At 58.9% G+C, this 19,258-nt stretch carries 16 protein-coding genes; 12 read left to right on the forward strand and 4 right to left on the reverse strand.

Annotated elements, in window-relative coordinates:
* The first annotated feature begins 96 nt into the window (after positions 1-96).
* The 5 genes from BOSE62_RS01395 (at position 97) to BOSE62_RS01415 (ending at position 4,707) form a co-directional block, all read left to right on the forward strand.
* Positions 97-1,290, forward strand: coding sequence for an acyl-CoA dehydrogenase family protein (locus tag BOSE62_RS01395; RefSeq protein WP_159640716.1), 1,194 nt, complete (start codon positions 97-99; stop codon positions 1,288-1,290).
* A gap of 81 nt (positions 1,291-1,371) precedes the next feature.
* Positions 1,372-2,508 (forward strand): acyl-CoA dehydrogenase family protein, encoded by a 1,137-nt coding sequence (locus BOSE62_RS01400; protein ID WP_159640719.1) that lies wholly within the window; start codon positions 1,372-1,374, stop codon positions 2,506-2,508.
* An 11-nt stretch (positions 2,509-2,519) separates the two neighbouring features.
* Complete coding sequence (locus BOSE62_RS01405) at positions 2,520-3,311, forward strand: SDR family oxidoreductase (protein ID WP_159640721.1); 792 nt, start codon at positions 2,520-2,522, stop codon at positions 3,309-3,311.
* A 68-nt stretch (positions 3,312-3,379) separates the two neighbouring features.
* The gene (locus BOSE62_RS01410; protein ID WP_159640724.1) at positions 3,380-3,910 is read left to right on the forward strand and encodes a hypothetical protein; all 531 of its coding nucleotides are present in this window, start codon (positions 3,380-3,382) and stop codon (positions 3,908-3,910) included.
* Positions 3,911-4,020: 110 nt separating this feature from the next.
* Complete coding sequence (locus BOSE62_RS01415) at positions 4,021-4,707, forward strand: DUF4197 domain-containing protein (RefSeq protein ID WP_236553762.1); 687 nt, start codon at positions 4,021-4,023, stop codon at positions 4,705-4,707.
* 128 nt (positions 4,708-4,835) lie between these two features.
* Here BOSE62_RS01415 and BOSE62_RS01420 read toward each other — a convergent pair whose 3' ends face one another.
* On the reverse strand, positions 4,836-5,042 hold the full coding sequence (locus tag BOSE62_RS01420) for a hypothetical protein (RefSeq protein ID WP_159640727.1): 207 nt from the start codon (positions 5,040-5,042) through the stop codon (positions 4,836-4,838).
* 1,171 nt (positions 5,043-6,213) lie between these two features.
* Here BOSE62_RS01420 and katG point away from each other — a divergent pair.
* A complete protein-coding gene (gene katG / locus BOSE62_RS01425) occupies positions 6,214-8,451 on the forward strand; it encodes a catalase/peroxidase HPI (RefSeq protein WP_159640730.1) in 2,238 nt (745 codons plus the stop codon).
* Between the two features lie 109 nt (positions 8,452-8,560).
* On the opposite strand, the gene BOSE62_RS01430 is transcribed toward katG, so the two are convergent.
* The 3 genes from BOSE62_RS01430 to purU all read right to left on the reverse strand — a co-directional run bounded on the left by BOSE62_RS01430 (position 8,561) and on the right by purU (position 11,657).
* Entirely contained in the window at positions 8,561-9,388 is an 828-nt protein-coding gene (locus BOSE62_RS01430; protein ID WP_159640733.1) for an FAS1-like dehydratase domain-containing protein, read from the reverse strand.
* Complete coding sequence (locus tag BOSE62_RS01435; RefSeq protein WP_159640736.1) at positions 9,388-10,536, reverse strand: acyl-CoA dehydrogenase family protein; 1,149 nt, start codon at positions 10,534-10,536, stop codon at positions 9,388-9,390. Before BOSE62_RS01435 ends, BOSE62_RS01430 begins: the two co-directional genes overlap by 1 nt.
* Before the next feature lie 260 nt (positions 10,537-10,796).
* Entirely contained in the window at positions 10,797-11,657 is an 861-nt protein-coding gene (gene purU, locus BOSE62_RS01440) for a formyltetrahydrofolate deformylase (protein WP_159640739.1), read from the reverse strand.
* Positions 11,658-11,958: 301 nt separating this feature from the next.
* On the opposite strand from purU, the gene BOSE62_RS01445 reads away from it, so the two are divergent.
* The 6 genes from BOSE62_RS01445 to BOSE62_RS01470 all read left to right on the forward strand — a co-directional run bounded on the left by BOSE62_RS01445 (position 11,959) and on the right by BOSE62_RS01470 (position 18,947).
* A complete protein-coding gene (locus tag BOSE62_RS01445; protein ID WP_159640742.1) occupies positions 11,959-13,068 on the forward strand; it encodes an S-(hydroxymethyl)glutathione dehydrogenase/class III alcohol dehydrogenase in 1,110 nt (369 codons plus the stop codon).
* Positions 13,068-13,904, forward strand: a complete 837-nt coding sequence (gene fghA, locus BOSE62_RS01450) for an S-formylglutathione hydrolase (protein WP_159640745.1) — start codon at positions 13,068-13,070, stop codon at positions 13,902-13,904. Before BOSE62_RS01445 ends, fghA begins: the two co-directional genes overlap by 1 nt.
* Before the next feature lie 46 nt (positions 13,905-13,950).
* Positions 13,951-15,102, forward strand: a complete 1,152-nt coding sequence (locus BOSE62_RS01455; RefSeq protein WP_159640748.1) for a serine hydrolase domain-containing protein — start codon at positions 13,951-13,953, stop codon at positions 15,100-15,102.
* A gap of 75 nt (positions 15,103-15,177) precedes the next feature.
* Entirely contained in the window at positions 15,178-16,338 is a 1,161-nt protein-coding gene (locus tag BOSE62_RS01460; RefSeq protein WP_159640751.1) for a M24 family metallopeptidase, read from the forward strand.
* 74 nt (positions 16,339-16,412) lie between these two features.
* Positions 16,413-16,859, forward strand: coding sequence for a hypothetical protein (locus BOSE62_RS01465; protein WP_159640754.1), 447 nt, complete (start codon positions 16,413-16,415; stop codon positions 16,857-16,859).
* Positions 16,860-17,045: 186 nt separating this feature from the next.
* Complete coding sequence (locus tag BOSE62_RS01470) at positions 17,046-18,947, forward strand: sensor domain-containing phosphodiesterase (protein ID WP_201295627.1); 1,902 nt, start codon at positions 17,046-17,048, stop codon at positions 18,945-18,947.
* The last annotated feature ends 311 nt before the right edge of the window (positions 18,948-19,258 follow it).

Below are 19,258 nucleotides of genomic sequence, written 5' to 3' on the forward strand. Positions count from 1 at the left end.
CCGATTTTTTTCTCCGTCAGGCGAAGGGAATCATTGAATCGATCTGCGCAAATATGATAGTCCAACTTTAATTGTTCAATTAAAAGGAAAATCGTGATGTCCGATCTGGAAACATTCCGCGCGGAGACCGCAGCATGGCTCGAAGCCAATTGCCCGCCGGAGATGCGCGAGCCGATGACCGGCGAAGAAGATGCCGTCTGGGGCGGACGCAATGCGACCTTCAAACCGGGGCAGAAGGAATGGCTGGATGTCATGGCGGCGAAAGGCTGGACGGTTCCGGACTGGCCGAAAGAATATGGCGGTGGCGGATTGTCGCGGGCCGAAACCAAGATCCTCGGCCAGGAAATGGCGCGGCTCAAATGCCGGTCGCCGTTGTCGAGCTTCGGCATCTGGATGCTTGGCCCCGCTCTGCTGCATTTCGGTACCGAAGCGCAGAAGAAACATTTTCTGCCGCCGATTGCGCGCGGCGAAATCCGCTGGTGCCAGGGCTATTCCGAACCGGGTTCCGGTTCCGATCTGGCCTCGCTGCAAACCAGCGCGGTCGACAAGGGCGATCATTTCCTGATCAACGGCCAGAAAATCTGGACCAGCTATGCCGACAAGGCCGACTGGATCTTCTGTCTGACGCGGACCGACAAGAATGAAAAGCACAAGGGCATTTCCTTCATGCTGTTCGACATGGCCAGCGAGGGTGTGACGACCAAGCCAATCGTTCTGATCTCCGGCCAGTCGGCCTTCTGCGAAACATTTTTCGATGATGTGAAGGTGCCGAAGGAATATGGCGAGGGCGTTTCCTCGGTCGTCTATGAAGTCAACAAGGGCTGGGACGTTGCCAAATATCTGCTGGGTCACGAGCGCAGCATGATTTCCGGCGGCGGTTCGGAAGGCGCGACATCGCTGGGCGCCAAATTTGCCGACCAGGTCGGACGCGATGAAATGGGTCGTCTCGACGATCCGATGCTGCGCGCGCAAATGGCCGAGATGGACATTGAAGTCCTGGCTTTCCGTGCCATGGCGGAGCGCTTTGGCGATACGTTCAAGGCGGGGCTTTGCCACCCGGCGCAGCCCAATATGATGAAATATGCCGGCACCGAAATCAACAAGCGCCGCCACGAGCTGATCATGGCGGCCGGCGGCAGCGAAGTGCTGGAGTGGGAAAGCGATGCGAGCAATGGCGGGATGACCGCACGCAGCTGGCTGCGGACCAAGGCGAACAGCATCGAAGGCGGCACCAGCGAAGTGATGCTGAACGTCATATCCAAACAGATATTGCGACTGCCCGGCGCCTGACAGGCCATATCCCATAGCGATGATGGCGGACCCGGCCCGTGCCCGACCCCGCCGCGTACAATCTCAGACAAGGACTAGAACATGCCGCTTTATTTGAACGAAGACCAGCAGATGCTCCACGACAGCGCAGCCGAATTCATGAAGGGCGAGGCGCCGGTAGCGCATCTTCGCGAATTTCGGGACAGGCAGTGCAAGGACGGATTCTCGCACGCCCTGTGGAAGCAGTTCGCGGAAATGGGCTTTACCGGCATAATGATTGGCGAAGACGAGGGGGGGCTCGGTCTTGGCCATATCGAAGCGGGAACCGTGCTCGAGGAAATCGGTCGCAATCTGACGCCGTCGCCCTTTCTGACCACTGCGGTTGCCGGCGTGGAAGCGCTCAATGCTGGTGGCAAGACGCTGCGCGACAAATATTTTCCGGGCATTCTGGCAGGCGAAACCGTTCTCGGTCTGGCGATTGACGAAGGTGCGAAGCATCGCCCGGACCAGATCGGCATGGCCGCAACCCGCGAGGGCAATGGCTTCAAGCTGGACGGCAAAAAGCAGTTTGTTGTGCAGGGAGGCTCTGCGGATATGCTGATCGTTGCTGCACGGACCAGCGGTGCGGCCGGTGACGACAAAGGCCTGACCCTGTTCGCGGTTGATGCCAATGCGGCGGGTGTTTCACGGGACAGCGCGCGGCTGGTCGACAGCGCGATGGCGGCCCATGTCCAATTTGACGGCGTGACGGTTGATGCCGACGCGGTGATCGGCGAGGTGGACGATGGTGACACTGTGCTGCGCCGTTTGCTGAACGCCGGCCGCGCTGGCGCCGCTGCCGAAACACTTGGCGTGGGCGCGGGATCGATGGATATCACCGTCGATTATATCAAGGGTCGCAAACAGTTTGGCGAACTGATCGGCTCGTTCCAGGCGCTGCAGCATCGCATGGCGCATCTGTACAGCGAGATGGAAATAGCCCGCGCTGCCGTTTTGAAAGCCCAGCAAATGCTCGACGAAGGATCATCCCAGGCGGAGCTGATGGTGTCGGTGGCCAAGGCCAAGGCGGGCCGGGCAACCGCGCTTTCGGTCAAGGAAGGCGTGCAGATGCATGGTGGGGTCGGCATGACCGATGAATATGACATCGGCCTCTACATGAAGCGGGACCGCGCGCTGCAGGAATTCATGGGTGACGCGAATTATCACACCAATCTCGTTGCCGAAATGCACGGCTATTAAAGGACAGGATTATGGATTTTAACAAACTCTTCTCGCTCGAAGGCCGCGTTGCCCTCGTTACCGGCGGACAGCGCGGTATTGGCGCAATGATTACCGAAGGCTTTCTGGCACAGGGCGCTAAAGTCTATATTTCCGGTCGCAAGGCGGATCAGGGCGAAGCGGCCGCTGCCGAATTCGGCGAAAATTGCACCTATATCCAGGGCGATATTTCGACCTATGAGGGCTGCAAGGCGCTGGCCGCAGAAATCGCTGCGCGCGAAGAAAAGCTGGACATATTGGTCAACAATGCCGGCGTCGCCTGGGGCGCGGAATATGTCGATTTCCCCGAATCCGGCTGGGACAAGGTCATGGATACCAATGTCAAAGGCCTGTTCTTCCTGACCCAGGCGCTGCATCCGCAACTGAAGGCGGCGGCGAGTTTCGAGCGCCCGGCCAAGGTTATCAATATCGCATCGATTGACGGTATGAAGGTCAACCCCTGGGAGACCTATAGCTATCAGGCTTCGAAAGCGGCGGTCATCCATCTGACCCGCAAAATGGCCTCCAAGCTGGTGCAGGAAGATATCATCATGACCGGCATCGCACCCGGCGCCTTCGCCTCGACCATGAACAAGGCGGCCCGCGACCACGAAGACGCGGTCGAAAAAGGCATTCCGGCGAAGCGCATAGGACGACCCGAGGACATGGCTTCCGCCGCTGTCTATCTGGCGAGTGCCGCCGGTGACTATGTCATCGGGACCACCATCCCCGTTGATGGCGGCATCGTCAATGCCGCCAATCCCGGAGCGTCTATAGACGGCTGATCGGGCTTTCGCTTGACCGGATAATCTCCATACTGTATTGATCGACTAATACAGTATGGAGAAAGCCCGTGTCGATGAAATATCTGATCTTGGTGGCGGCCCTGCCGCTTGGTCTGACTGCCTGCAGCAAGGTTGAGGACGAATCATCTGACGGATCCTCGGTTTCGATCGACTTCAGCGACGAAAACAAGTCAGACAGCGAAAAAATCAACATCGGCGGCGACGGCGAAGACAGCAAATTGTCGATCAAGGCGGAAGGGTTCTCGATGGAGATCGACTTGCCGTCGATCACGCTGGACAGCGATAATTTCGACATGAAAGATGTCGATCTTTACCCCGGCAGCAGCATCACCAGCTTCGATATAGAAGACAAGGACGAGCAAGGTGGCAAGGTCAGGGTCGGTTTCAAATCCCCCATAGGAGCGGACGAACTGGCCGACTGGTATGAGAAGCAATTGACCGGCAATGATTTCAGGGTGGCACGCGAGGGAACCAGCCTGTCGGGGCAGACCGACGAAGGCGATCCGTTCGCGCTGGCGCTCACCGGATTGTCGGGCAAGGAGACCAAGGGCGTTCTGGAGTTTTCCGAACAGAAATAGGTCAGAGTACAACTGTGGATTTGCATGATTTTACCCGATCGTCCTGATTGTTCAGGGGCCGGCCACCGGAATATGCTATGATCGCCTGAGTGAAAACAGGAGACATGGTCATGCGTCACGGAAAAACTTCGGCAAAAATAATCGCCGCGCTTGCGCTGGCGGGAGCGCCGCTGGCAATCGTTTCCTTTACGGCCACACCGGCTATGGCGCAGTCCACCGGCGTGAAAAGCCTATTGGCCGATGCGTCGGACAGCGCGCTCGACAAACTGTCGCAGCCGGGCGCTTTCTATGCCGACAAGGCGGTGCGGGTGCTGTTGCCCGGTCCGCTGGAAAAGGCAACGAGCATCCTGCGTTTCACCAGCAAGGCGGGGCTGACCAAGGACATTACCAAGACGCTCAACGAGGCGGCCGGTCGGGCGGCTCTCGAAGCCAAACCGCTGTTCCGTTCGGCGATCGACAATCTCACGTTGCAGGACGGAGTCGGGATTGTAACCGGGGGCAATGAGGCTGGCTCGGACTATTTGCGACGCACGTCTGGCGAAGAGCTGGCGGTAAAGGTCCGTCCGCTGGTCGAAAAAGCGCTGACGGAGCTTGGCGCGTACCAGCAGGTTGAAAAGCTCGGATCGATCTCGTCGCTGGCCAGACTTGGCGGGGCTGATATTTCGCGCGATGGTCTCACCGATAGCGTCACCGACCAAGCAATGGATGGCATATTCACCTATATCGGCAATGAGGAAGCCAAGTTCCGCAGCGATCCGCTCGACAAGGGCAAGACTTTGCTCAAGGGTATTTTTTAAGGAAATCAGGTAGTTGTCTGGTATTTTGCGACAATGCAAGCCGGTTAGTCAGTTGCAAAACGCGCAACTGAAATTACTCCATTTTCAATTGAAACCTAATGGCCATGCGACCATTTGCAGCCTGTAAGTTACGCAGGAAAAGAGATGTTTGATAGGCGTTTGTAATAAGGAGAAAATCCATGAAAACGCTTTTCAATATTGTCGCCGCCCTCTCCGTCAGCAGCATCGTGCTGTTCTCGACGGTTCAGGTCTGAGGCAAAAAAGTTACAATCCCGGCTGCCGCATCCTCCTCCCAAAAAGGCGCCGGGATTGGTCCAACGGTCCGGTCCTTTCACCACCCCCTCCCGAGTGAAAGGCCGGACCAGCGGACGATTTCTCCGCTGAACAGGCGAAAATCCTGCTTTCCACTTTTATCCACCATTCCGGCAGGAGTTTTCCACCACTGAATGCCTGTGCTGTGGATAACTTGTGATTATGCTCTAGGTGCGACTCGGCCTGGAGAGTCATATATAGGTCATCGGAAGGCAACCGGACGAACCAGCGATCAGTCAGCAATGACCCGCAGGACAGCCCGGAAACCGGAAGATGGTCGAGACGAGCAGTTTGTTTTTCGCAAGAAGAGGAAAATGATCTCTCGGTCGATGATCGGAGACAGTCCGAAAAGGGAAGGCGCAAGCCGGAACGGATCAGTCTGACGAGGATCATCAGGTGACTGGACCAATTGCGGGTCGGCAACCGAAGCGGATAAGCGCAAGCATATTCGTGGATAACCACTGACCATTAACGCACTGGACCGGAAACCGGACGCCAAACAAGCGGCGACCGGAATCGCAAGAGGAAGGTTGCCCCAACAGAGGCGCAGCGGGAGCTTATCTTCGGGTAAGCTCCCGTTTTTTTTTGGCCGGTTGCGGCGGTTCGATGAGCGGGGGAATCCCGCCCCGCCTTCTTGTCCCGTCGGATAACTCATCCGCTGTCTCCTTATCGTAGATCTGGATATGGCGGCGCAAATCGCCTGAATCGCAAGGAAAACGATCCGACAGGGTCATCTGGACATTGGCGAAAATTCTGTTCCGAGACGGCCTAATAAAGGGAAGGGCGCACGCATTCTCGGGACGGGCAAGGCAAAAAGTCTTCGCTTTTCCTGTTGGCCGTGATGGCGATCACAGCGCTCATGAAAAGACTCGGTTAACAAGATCCTGCGGCATCGATCTGATGAACTATTTCACTCAATACGAAGCTGATGCCGTATCCCGCCCTTTTAGGGTAAACAGGAGAAGTCCGGCGGTTTAGCGACCCGGCCGTCGGGCTTCTTTTGCTGTGCGCGAAAAGCACCGCGCCGCCCTATGCTTCGGACCCCTGCCGATGGTCGGGCAAACGGCTCGAGCCTCTCGCGTTGCGCATTTGATCGATATCCTCAATTACTCTCAGGAAATTTACCGGTTTCGCCATTTGTCCGGTTGGACGTAAAATTCCCGCGTCACGATGAGACAAAAACAGGAGAGAGAGATGTTCAAGTCACAGGTTTCACTTTTTGCCTTGCTCGCCGCGTCGATGACGCCGCTGGCCATCGCGAGCCCGGCACAGGCGCAAAAAACGGTCGTTCAGGACCCGCCGGGCGCCATGTCCAACAAGGACTGGTGGCCGCAGAGCCTCGACCTCGCGGCGCTTCGCCAGCATGAGGCGCAATCCAATCCCTATGGACCGGACTTTGACTATGCGGCCGAGTTCGCCACGCTCGATCTCGCTGCGGTCAAGGAAGATATCCGCAAGGTCCTGACCACGTCTCAGGACTGGTGGCCGGCCGATTATGGCCATTATGGTCCGTTCTTCATCCGCATGGCCTGGCACAGCGCCGGCACCTATCGCGTCGGTGACGGACGCGGCGGCTCGGATGGCGGCGAACAGCGTTTCGAGCCGCTCAACAGCTGGCCCGACAATGTCAGCCTCGACAAGGCGCGGCGTCTGGTCTGGCCAATCAAGCAGAAATATGGCCGGAAATTGTCCTGGGGCGACCTGATGGTGCTGACCGGCAACGTCTCGCTCGAGGATATGGGCTTCAAGACCATCGGTTTCGCCGGCGGCCGTGTCGACGCCTGGCAGCCCGATCTGGTGTTCTGGGGCCCCGAGGCGAAGATGCTGGAGGACAATCGTCGCGACGGCAAAGGCGATCTCAAAGGCTCGCTTGCCGCCACCCAGATGGGCCTGATCTACGTCAATCCGGAAGGGCCAAACGGCAATCATGATCCGATCTCGGCCGCTGCCGATATCCGGCGCGCATTCGGCAATATGGCGATGAATGACGAAGAAACGCTGGCGCTGATCGCCGGTGGCCATACGTTCGGCAAGGCGCATGGCGCGCACAAGCCCGAGGAATGCATGGATGCAGAACCCTCTGCCGCCGGTATCGAAGCACAGGGTCTCGGCTGGGCCAATAAATGCGGCAAGGGCAATGCCGAGGACACGATTACCAGCGGTCTCGAAGGCGCATGGTCGGCCAATCCGATCGCGTTTACCAACCAGTATCTCGACAATCTGTTCGGGTTCGAATGGGTCAAGGCCAAGAGCCCGGCCGGTGCCACGCAGTGGATCCCGAGCGATCCGAACGCCGCCAATATGGTTCCCGACGCGCATATTCCGGGCAAGACCCATGCGCCGATCATGTTCACCACCGATATCGCGATCAAGGAAGACCCCGGTTTCCGCAAGATCGCCGAGCATTGGCACCAGAACCCTGATGAATTCGCGGCGGCCTTCGCCCGCGCCTGGTTCAAGCTGACCCATCGCGATCTTGGGCCCTCGGCCCGCTATCTCGGTGCCGATGCGCCGAGCCAGAGCTTCGTCTGGCAGGATCCGTTGCCGGCGGCTGACTATGCGATGATCGGTGACGCGGATGTCGCGCAGCTGAAGTCGAAAATCCTCGCGTCCGGTCTGACCACGCCCGAACTGGTGCGGACGGCCTGGGCCTCGGCCTCGACCTTCCGGGGCAGCGATATGCGCGGCGGGGCCAATGGTGCGCGGCTGCGGCTGGATCCGCAGCGCGGCTGGGCCGTCAACGACAAGGCGGAACTGACCAAGGTGCTGGGCAAGCTGGAAGCGATCCAGAAGGATTTCAACCGCAGCGCTTCGGGCGGCAAGCAGGTTTCGCTGGCTGACCTGATCGTTCTTGGCGGCAATGCTGCGGTCGAGCAGGCGGCCAGCAAGGCTGGCCACAAGGTCAGCCTGTCGTTCACGCCCGGCCGGGTCGATGCCACGCAGGCTCAGACCGATGCGGCGTCCTTCGCCTATCTCGAGCCCAAGGCCGACGGCTTCCGCAACTATTATGCTTCCGGTGCCGATCTGGCACCAGCGGCGGCTTTGGTCGACAAGGCCGACGCGCTCAATCTGACGGTACCGGAAATGACGGTGCTGGTCGGCGGGCTGCGGACGCTGAACGCCAATGCGGGCAAGTCGTCCCACGGCGTGTTCACCGATAGTCCCGGCCAGCTGAGCAACGACTTTTTCGTCAATCTGCTCGACATGAAGACCAAATGGTCGAAGTCGGGCAAAAATCCCGGATTGTACGAGGGCCGCGACCGCGAGACGGGCGAACTGACCTGGGCCGCGACGCCGGTGGATCTGATTTTCGGATCCAATTCGGAATTGCGGGCGGTTTCGGAAGTATACGCTTCCGATGATGCCGACCAGCAATTTGTCGAAGATTTCGCTGCGGCCTGGACCAAGGTGATGAACGCCGACCGGTTCTAGATCGCTTTCAATGCTGACAAGCCCGGTGGCCGCGTGACCCGCAGCCGCCGGGCTTTTTTATGCGATCATGATTCGACAGGCTCAGCGCGAACGGAATATGATGTGACGTCTAAATCCGGGCCTGCGCGCTCATGACCTCTTTGCCGTCATGGCCAATCACGGCGAGCGTCATCGTCTCGCCTTCCGGTTTGCCGACGAGATAGATCGCGGCATTGGCAAAAGCGGGCGCCTGTCCCCGGAAGGAAAAGCTGGAGAGCCTGTTTGCGCCCAGTTCGCTTGCGGCGAGATTGAGCAACATTGTCGCCATCAGCGGACCTTGCACGACCAGCCCGGGATAGCCTTCGTCCTGCATCGCATAGGGGCGATCATAATGGATGCGGTGGCTGTTGAAGGTCAGGGCGGAATAGCGGAACAGCAGCGGCTCGGTTGGCAGGATTGTCTGCTGCCAGGCCCAGTCGCTGAGGTCTGGCGTTTCGTTGCTGGGCAAAATGGCCGGTTCTGCGATCGTTGCTGGCTCGCGATAGACGATGTTCTGCCGCTCCCTGATCGCCACAAGCTCGCCAACGCGGGTTTCACGATCGACAGCGACGAACACAAGATCACCAGATTTGCCCGATTTCTCGTCTATGCTGGCCACGGTTGACACGCGCGTGATCTCGTCGCCCCGTTGCAGAGGGCAGTCGAACGAGACGCTGCTCGAAGCCCACATCCGCCGGGGCAGGGGGATCGGTGGAAGGAAACCGCCCTTTGCGGGATGACCATCTTCTGCCAGTTCCGCAGTCGGCGTATCGGGCAGGCAAAGGCACCAGTGCAATCCCTGTGGAATGTCGTCCGTGACCGGCTGGTCAATGGTCGCGCAGAATCGTTGAAGAAGTCCCGGCGTGATCACGTCATGGCGCGTCTCGCTCTTGCCGATCCAGTCTGCCCAGTCGGCCATCAATAGCTCCTCGGCAAACCCAGCACATGTTCGGCGACATAGGAGAGGATCATATTGGTGCTGATCGGGGCAACCTGATAGAGCCTTGTCTCGCGGAACTTGCGCTCGACATCATATTCGGCGGCAAAGCCGAAACCGCCGTGCGTCTGGACACAGGCCTCTCCCGCAGCCCAGCTGGCATCGGCGGCGAGCATCTTGGCCATATTGGCTTCCTCACCGCAATTTTCGCCCGCTTCATATTTGCGCAGGCCTTCGTGGACCAGCAGTTCGGCCGCGCGCATCTGCGTATAGGCGCGGGCGATCGGGAATTGCACGCCCTGGTTCTGGCCAATCGGGCGGCCGAACAGGACCCGCTCCTTGGCATAAGCCGTCGCCTTTTCGATGAACCATTTGGCATCGCCGATACATTCCGCCGCGATCAGCAGCCGCTCGGCATTCATGCCGGAGAGGATATAGCGAAAACCATTGCCCTCCTCGCCGATCAGATTGGCGGCGGGCACGCGCATATTGTCGAAGAACAATTCGGTGGTGCTGTGGTTCATCATCGTGTCGATCGGCCGGATCGTCAGGCCGTTGCCCAGCGCCGCGTTCATGTCGACGAGAAAGACCGACAGGCCATCGGTGCGCTTGGCAACCTGGTCGCGCGGTGTGGTGCGCGCCAGCAATAGCATCAGGTCGCTATGCTCGGCGCGACTGGTCCACAGCTTCTGCCCGTTGATGACATAATCATCGCCGTCCCGCTTGGCGGTGGTCTTCAGGGCCAGCGTATCGGTGCCGCTGGTCGGCTCGGTCACGCCGAAGGCCTGCAGCCGCAATTCACCAGTGGCGATCTTTGGCAGATATTGAGACTTTTGTTCGTCCGATCCATGCCGCAACATTGTGCCCATGATATACATTTGCGCGTGCACGGCGCCGCCATTGCAACCCTGCGCCTGGATTTCCTCGAGGATTGCTGCGGCTGCCGAAATCGGCAATCCGGCGCCGCCAAATTCTTCGGGGATCAGGGCGGCGAGATAGCCGGCCTCGCCGAGAGCAGCGACAAAATCGCTCGGATATTCGCGCGCCTTGTCCCGTGCGCGCCAATATTCGCCGGGGAACTTCTGGCAAAGCTTGGCGACTTCGTCCCTTATGTCACTATAATCCTGCATGCATATCTATCCTTAGTTCTCGTCCCCCATGGCAACCCAGCTTTGCTTCGGCAGCGCCTGCAAAAGACAGCGGCACCGGACAGCGTTCTGGCTGCGGTCTTGCGTGATGATTGAAACGAACTTGGCTGGGGAATCAACTGCCAATCATGGCATGGTCGAATCCGTCATCGCGGCCTAACCATTGTCTGCAAGCTTGGCGCATTACCGCCCGCTTCCATCCTACTGCCATGTCATGCGGCGAGTCACAGCAGTGACGACGCTCAGTTTTTGAACACCACAGTCTTGTGACCGTTCAGGAATACCCGGTCGGCCAGATGGTAATGCACCGCTTGCGAGAGGACCCGGCGTTCGATGTCGCGTCCTTTGCTCACCAGCTGTTCGGGCGTATCGGCATGGCTTATCGCTTCCACATCCTGGTGGATGATCGGCCCTTCATCGAGATCTGCGGTTACGTAATGGGCAGTGGCGCCGATCATTTTGACGCCGCGGGCATGGGCCTGATGATAAGGCTTGGCACCCTTGAACCCGGGAAGGAAACTGTGGTGGATATTGATGCAGCGTCCGGACAGAAAGCCGGCAAGATCATCGGAGAGAATCTGCATATAGCGCGCCAGGACAACCAGTTCCGCTCCGCTGTCGATGACCAGTTGCTTGATCTGCGCTTCTTGTTCCAGCTTGGTGTCTTTCGTGACCGGGAGATGATAGAAGGGCACATCCTCGATCAGCGAAATTTTCAGCGCGTCGCGCGGATGATTGCAGACAATGCCTACAATCTCCATCGGCAATTCCCCGATCCGATACCGGTAGAGCAGGTCGATCAGGCAATGGTCGAATTTGGACACCATCACGACGACTTTGGTCCGTTCCATGCTGTTTCGCAATTTCCACTCCACCTGTTTTTCCGCGGCAAACGCCTGCATCGCGTCGGAGATGGCGCCGAGCGCCGGACCTTCGGCCAGGTCAAAGACAACGCGCATGAAGAAATGGGCGGTCTCGCTATCATTGAACTGTTGCGAATCGACTATATTGCCGCCGTTGTCGGCCAGTATCTTGGCGACACTCGCCACGAGACCGGGCTGGTCCGGGCAGGATAAAGTCAAAATCTGTTTTTCGGTCGACATAGCGTTTCTTTCAATCCCGGGGCTGGGCGGGGTACATGCGATTTATGGCTGGGTGTTGCCAGACATTTATTGAAAAAGGATGGTAACTGCCTCTAGCCAGTCGTGGTGCGTCCGGACAACGGTAAAAATGCCAATGACCAATCGGTGATTTCCTTCTGGCAAAGGGCCAGAGATAGCGCCCCTCCGATCCAGAAGCTTTATCTGTCCAGCAATTGCCAGTTGCCGGGAGCTTTGTCTTGCGAACAGCCACGGGTGGGGACTACAATTGTGATCAACAGGTCGATAATGAGGAAATGAATATATGAAAACCCGCGCAGCCGTAGCCTTTGAAGCCAAAAAGCCACTCGAGATCGTCGAGCTTGATCTGGAGGGTCCGAAGGCGGGCGAAGTGCTGGTCGAGATCATGGCAACGGGCATTTGTCACACCGATGCCTATACGCTCGACGGACTGGACAGCGAGGGAAAATTCCCCAGCGTGCTCGGCCATGAAGGCGCCGGTATCGTCCGCGAAGTCGGTGCTGGCGTTACCTCGGTAGCGCCCGACGATCACGTGATCCCGCTCTACACGCCGGAATGCCGCCAGTGCAAAAGCTGCCTGTCGGGAAAGACCAACCTGTGCACCGCGATCCGCGCAACCCAGGGGCAGGGCCTGATGCCGGACGGCACCAGCCGCATGTCCTACAAGGGCGAAGCGATCTATCACTATATGGGCTGCTCGACCTTCTCCAACTTCATCGTCGTGCCGGAAATCGCGGTTGCGAAAATCCGCACCGACGCGCCTTTCAACACCAGCTGCTACATCGGTTGCGGTGTCACCACCGGTGTCGGCGCGGTGACCAACACGGCGAAAGTGGAGCCGGGTTCCAATGTCATCGTCTTCGGTCTCGGCGGTATCGGCCTCAACGTGCTGCAGGGCGCGCGGATGGTAGGCGCGGACAAGATCATCGGCGTCGATATCAACGACGACCGCGAGGAATGGGGCAAGAAGTTCGGCATGACCCATTTCGTCAACCCGACCAAGATCAAGGGTGACATCGTCGAGCATCTGGTGGCGCTGACCGACGGTGGCGCGGATTATACGTTCGACTGCACCGGCAATACCGACGTCATGCGTCAGGCGCTGGAAGCCTGTCATCGCGGCTGGGGCGAGAGTATCATCATCGGCGTCGCGGAAGCTGGCAAGGAAATCGCGACGCGCCCGTTCCAGCTGGTTACCGGACGGGTCTGGAAAGGCACGGCCTTCGGCGGCGCGCGCGGCCGGACCGATGTCCCGAAGATCGTCGACTGGTATGTCAACGGCAAGATCGAGATCGACCCGATGATCACCCACACGCTGTCGCTGGAAGAGATCAACAAGGGCTTCGACCTGATGCACGCTGGCGAAAGCATCCGTAGCGTGGTGGTCTTTTGATGGAGACCGTCTCCACCAACAGAAGTTTCGCCGGAACGCAGGGGGTCTATTCCCATGCGTCCGCCGAAACGGGCACGGAGATGACTTTCGCGGTCTATGTGCCTGATCAGGAAAAGGGCGCGAAACTGCCGGTTGTCTGGTATTTGTCCGGCCTGACCTGTACCCACGCCAATGTCATGGAAAAGGGCGAATATCGCCGGGCGGCCAGCGAACTGGGCCTGATCATCGTCGCGCCGGACACGTCGCCGCGCGGCGAAGGCGTGCCCGATGACGAGGCCTATGACATGGGACAGGGCGCCGGCTTCTACGTCGACGCCACCGAAGAGCCATGGGCGAAACATTTTCGCATGCGCAGCTATCTCGAGAAAGAATTGCCCGCGTTGATCGCGAAGGAATTTCCGGCCGATATGGAAAAACAAGCCATATTCGGGCACAGCATGGGCGGCCATGGCGCGCTGACCATCGCGCTGCGCAATCCGGACCGCTATAAAAGCGTGTCGGCCTTTGCGCCGATTGTTTCGCCGCTCAACTGCCCCTGGGGTGAAAAAGCGCTGGGGGGCTATCTGGGCAGCGATCAACAGACATGGCGCGAATATGACACCTGCGCCCTGATCGAAGATGGTGCGCGCGTTGCCGACATCCTGGTCGATCAGGGAACGAGCGACAATTTCCTAGAGGAACAGCTGAAGCCGCAACTCTTGGCGGAAGCCTGCGACAAAGCGGGCATAAAGCTCAGCCTGAATATGCGCGAAGGCTATGACCACAGCTATTATTTCATCTCCACCTTTATGGAAGGCCATCTGCGCTGGCACGCCGAACGGCTGGGTGCCCGATAGCCGCAGCCTTCCAACATAAAAATATTCTCACAAAAGGATGATTGAATTGCAGCAGCTGGAATTACAAAAAACCCTGGATCAGGCGCTGGCCGACCAGCAGGTGGCTGGCGCGGTTGCCATGATTGGCAATGCCGATACGGTGCTTGCATCGGCCGAAGCGGGTTTTTCTGACCCCGCTACCGGCAAGCCGATGGCGCTGGATGGTATCTTCCAGATCGCGTCGATGACCAAGGCGATCACATCGGTGGCTGCGATGCAACTGGTCGAACGCGGCCTGCTGTCGCTGGACGAGCCGATTGACCCGGTCCTGCCCGAACTGGCCAACCCCGATGTGCTGACCGGCTTTGACGGGGACGGCAAGGCGATAGTGGAACCCGCGAAAACCGCGATCACGCTCCGGCATCTGCTCACCCATACATCCGGTATGGGCTATGCGTTCACCAGAGCGGATATGGCCAAAGCGCAGGGCAAGGTCGCTCCCGCCAGCATCGCCAGTATTACGACGCCGCTGATGTTCGAACCGGGAACCGACTGGCTCTACGGCGTGAGTACCGACTGGGTCGGTCGCGCGGTCGAGGCCGCCAGCGGCCAGACGCTCGGCGCCTATATGGAGGAGCATATTTTCGCGCCCCTGGCGATGCAGGACACAGGCTTTGCCGTTGCACCGGACAAGATCGAGCGCCGGGTACCGCTGCTCTCCCGCCAGGCCGGTGGTCTGGTTCCCTTTCCCCTCGAAATCGGTGGCGGTGATGCGGCGGAATATCAGTCTGGCGGCGGCGGGCTCTATTCGACGGCGGCGGACTATATGCGTTTCATGCGGATGATCCTGAACCGTGGCTCGCTCGACGGTGCCCGGATCATCAGCGCCGAGACCGTGGCGGCCATGTCGAAAAACCAGATTGGCGGGATGAAAGCGGGACAGATGGAGAGCGTGGTGCCGCTGCTTGCCAACTCCTTCGACGCTTTTCCCGACATGCATTGCGGGTGGGGCCTCGGCTTTCTGATCAATCCGGAAGAGGGGCCAAATGGCCGTGCGGCCGGGAGCCTGACCTGGGCCGGGCTGACCAACTGCTATTACTGGATCGATCCCGCGAGCAATATCGCAGGCCTGGTGTTGATGCAGTTTCTCCCTTTTGCGGACCCGGACGCCCTGCATGTTCTGGCAGAGGTGGAATCGGCGGCTTATCAGCGGACATAATATCTTCCGCTTTGGTTTGATGGTCGGTCAATTCCGCTATAGTGGAGGCGGCCCGCCCCATTTGGAGATTTGACCATGACCACAGCATCGCGACCGCCATCGATCGGCAATGCCGAACGCAAGCAGCGGCTGGACACTCTGCGCCAGACCATGTCCGCAAACGGCCTTGATGCGATCCTGATCACCCCGGGCAGCAACATGCGCTATTTCTTCGCCGAGGCCTTCTATGAGAGCGAACGCTTTGTCGGGATATTGCTCACGGCGGACCGCACTATCTTCATCTGCCCGAAATTCGAGGAATCCGCGATCTGCGCCAAATTCCCGATGGCCTCGGAAATGGCCTTCTGGGAAGAGCATGAATGCCCTTTCGCGCTGATCGCGTCCCTATTGGCGGAAACGGGATACCAGCGATGCGCGCTCGATCCGGAATGTTCCTACGGCCACGCCGCGCGCCTGTTCGATGCGCTGGTGCAGCTGGAAAGGCCGGTCCTCTGTGGCTCTGCAGCTGATGTCATCGCGCCGCTGCGCGCGATAAAATCACAGGCCGAGATCGACCTGATGATCCATGCGATGCAGCTCACGCTGTCAGTGCATCAAAAGATTTTTGAATGGATCAGACCGGGCATGAAGGCGAGCGAAGTGATCGCCGAAATCGACCGTCTGCACCGCGCTGGCGGCGCCGATGGCGGCAACAGCTTTTGCGCGGTCCAGTTCGGCGAAGCGACCTCCCACCCGCACGGCGTCCCGGGCGACCCGGCGCTGCAGAAGGGCGAGCTGATCCTGATCGACACCGGCTGCACGATCGACGGCTATAATAGCGACATCACCCGCACCTATGCCCTGTCGAAACTGGACAGCGAGATCGAACGGCTCTGGCACGTGGAGAAAGAGGCGCAGCAGGCCGCCTTCGACCGCGCCGCCATCGGCACGCCCTGCGAAGACGTCGACAAGGCCGCCCGCGATATGCTGGTCAGCCACGGCCTCGGTCCCGACTATGACCTGCCGGGGCTTCCCCACCGCACCGGCCACGGCATCGGGCTGGATATCCACGAAGGCCCCTATCTGGTGAAGGGCGACCAGACACCGCTGGCGGCGGGCATGTGCTTTTCCAACGAACCGATGATCGTTGTGCCTGGGCAATATGGCATAAGGCTGGAAGACCATTTCTATATGACAGCGTCCGGGCCGCAATGGTTTACCCGGCCGCAAGCGGATATTTATCGGCCGTTCGGCTAGGGTGACGGGTTCGCGACCGGCCTTGCGATGCGGGAGCGGCAGTGTCGTCTATCAACATGGAGGGATGATCGCAGATGCGCTATTTTCTGGATACGGAGTTCAACGGCTTTTGCGGTGACCTCATTTCCATTGCCCTGGTCCCCGAAGAGGAAGGTCGGGCTGCCTTCTATGCGGCAGTCGAATGTACCAACCCGACCCAATGGGTTGTCGAACATGTCATCCCGGTTCTGGATATAGAGCCGGTGCCGCGTGACCGTGTCTCGGACCTGTTCGCGGACTATCTGGGCGATGATCCCGAACCGGTCCTGGTCGCAGACTGGCCCGAAGATATTTCCCACGCGGCGCGGTTGCTGGTCATCGGCCCGGGCCTGATGAAACCGGTGCGCAACATTCGGTTTCTATTGGTTGATGCCGAACTTGTCAGCTCAGGCGAAACCAGCGCGGTGCCGCACAATGCCCTACAGGATGCGGTGCGGCTGCGCGCCGACGTGCTCGCCTATGAAGAACGACGGGCGATCTAGCTTTCCGGAATCCGCCGGCGGATATCTGCCACCCAGTGGCGTGTAAAGGCAGCTCCATCTTAATCCACCGGCCCTCCTGCCGTAAACGTCCCTGTGAAGGCCCGTTTCGGAAATATTTCATCTTCTGTTTACTCGGGTCAGGTAAATCTGAACGAAATTTGGCTCGAGCGAAAAGGATATTGCGGGTTGCTGCTGTTCCAAAACAAGATTCTCGAGATGATAGCTACGGGCGTCTCACTGGATGTAACGGTGGAGCGGTTGTGTCTGGAACTCGAGCTTCTATTGCCAGGCGTGGCATGTTCCGTCTTGCGGGTAGAGGATAACGGAACGCTTTATCCGCTAGCCGCACCCAGCCTGCCGGAAAAGCTGTCGAAAGAGATCGACGGCTTGATGATCGGCCCGAATGTCGGTTCCTGTGGCAGCGCAGCCTATCTGGGCGAAGCGGTGGTGGTAACCGATATTGACAATGATCCCCGGTGGGCAGCGTTCCGGGAACATGTTCTGCCACACGGTTTCAAGGCTTGCTGGTCGGTGCCGATCTTTAACGCCGAAGGCGTGGTATTCGGAACTTTTGCATTATATTTCAAGCAAAGGCGGATGCCGCGCGCCCGCGAGAAACAGCTAGTCAGCGCCAGCATCCACCTTTGCGCCATTGCGCTCGAAGGGCATTATCGGGTGCTGGAGCGGGAACGGCGAGCGTCGATTGACGCCCTTACCCAGTTGCCAAACAGATCGGGATTTGACGCGGCACTGAGCCGCCTGTCCTGTGAGAAACCGGGTAGCTGGGCTTTGCTGGTGGTCGATGTCGACAATCTCAAGATGATCAATGATACGTTCGGCCATCAGGCCGGCGACGAGTTGCTGCAAAGAGTCGCAGAGCGGATCCGCACCAGTGTCCTGCCCGATCACGCATTCCGGCTGGGCGGCGACGAATTTGCCGTCATTCTGCAGGAAGCCGGGGCGGTCGCTGACCTTAGCGGAACTGCTTCGCACATTCTCGATGCGGTAGGTGTTGTTACCAGTTGCAGTGGACATATGATCCAGCCGCGAGCGACAATCGGCGGCGCGGCGCTTTCTCCCGGCGACCAGGATGCGGAAACAGTGCACCGCCACGCCGATTTCGCACTCTATCATGCCAAGGAAACGGGGCGGGGCGGCTTTGTCCGCTACTGGCCCGGTATCGGTACGGCGATCAAGCGAAGGATCGAGGTAATCCAGGATGTCGATGTCGCGCTGGATGAAGGGCGGATCGAGGCCTATTATCAGCCGGTAGTCCGGATCGACACCGGCGAGATCGTCGGTATGGAAGCGCTTTGCCGGCTACGCAGGCCCGGCGGCAATATCGTTTCCGCGGGGTCTTTTCATCAGGCAACAACGGATGTCGACGTCGCCGCCAAGCTGACCGAGGGCATGCTGGCGCTGGTAGCTGCCGATGTCCGTACATGGCTGGAATGCGGGATTCCCTTCCAGCATGTCGGGATCAATATCTCTTCAGCCGATTTCCATAGCGGCACGCTTTACGAACGCATCAAGACGGCTTTCGGTCGCGAGAATGTGCCATTGAAACATGTCGTGCTGGAAGTGACAGAATCGGTCTATCTCGGACAGAATGAACCGGTTGTCGCGCAGGAGATCAAGGCGCTGCGCGCCCATGGTCTGCGTATAGCACTGGATGATTTCGGCACCGGCTTCGCCTCGCTTACGCATTTGCTGACGGTGCCGGTCGATATCATCAAGATCGACAGGTCCTTTGTCAGCCAGTTGCGCGTGGCGGACAGGGGAATGGCGATCATCGAAGGGCTGCTCAATATTGCGCGAAAGCTTGACATAAAGGTGATCGCAGAAGGGATCGAGACCGAAGGCCAGGCCGAACTTCTGCAGGAAATCGGCTGCGCACTGGGGCAGGGCTATCTATATTCTGCCGCCGTTCCGCGCGAAAGCGCGACCGCATTGCTGCTGGAACATGCACAGCAGATCGCGGGGGCGAAACCAGCGCCGATATTTGGCATGCCAAAACGCACCGTCGCTGGGCAGGATGGGGCGGATCATTCGCTCAAGGTGAAGAAGGGGCTGAGGGCCGTTTCCTGAGACAGTCGCGGACATTAGAGGCCGGCTGCTGAACAGCCTGAATTGCGACGATATTCCTTGAATCGCTCTCGGAACCGACATTGCGTCTGAATCCCCGACCTGTTTCACGCTGCAATATTCTACGCTTGTGCAATCGCCTATACGCCTTTCCCACAATCCGGGCATAGCTGCATGGAGTGCGTCGTCCGCTTCCTTGGCTGCTTTACCGGCGCCGGCTCTTGGATGGGGCCCTTCGAGAATTGAGCCCGGTTTCAAGCAGGCGAGCATTCACTATCACCACAAAACCGAAAAAGATTTCCGGAAGGCGGCCG

Source organism: Sphingorhabdus sp. 109 (assembly GCF_902506555.1).
In the GTDB taxonomy this organism is placed as follows: domain Bacteria; phylum Pseudomonadota; class Alphaproteobacteria; order Sphingomonadales; family Sphingomonadaceae; genus Parasphingorhabdus.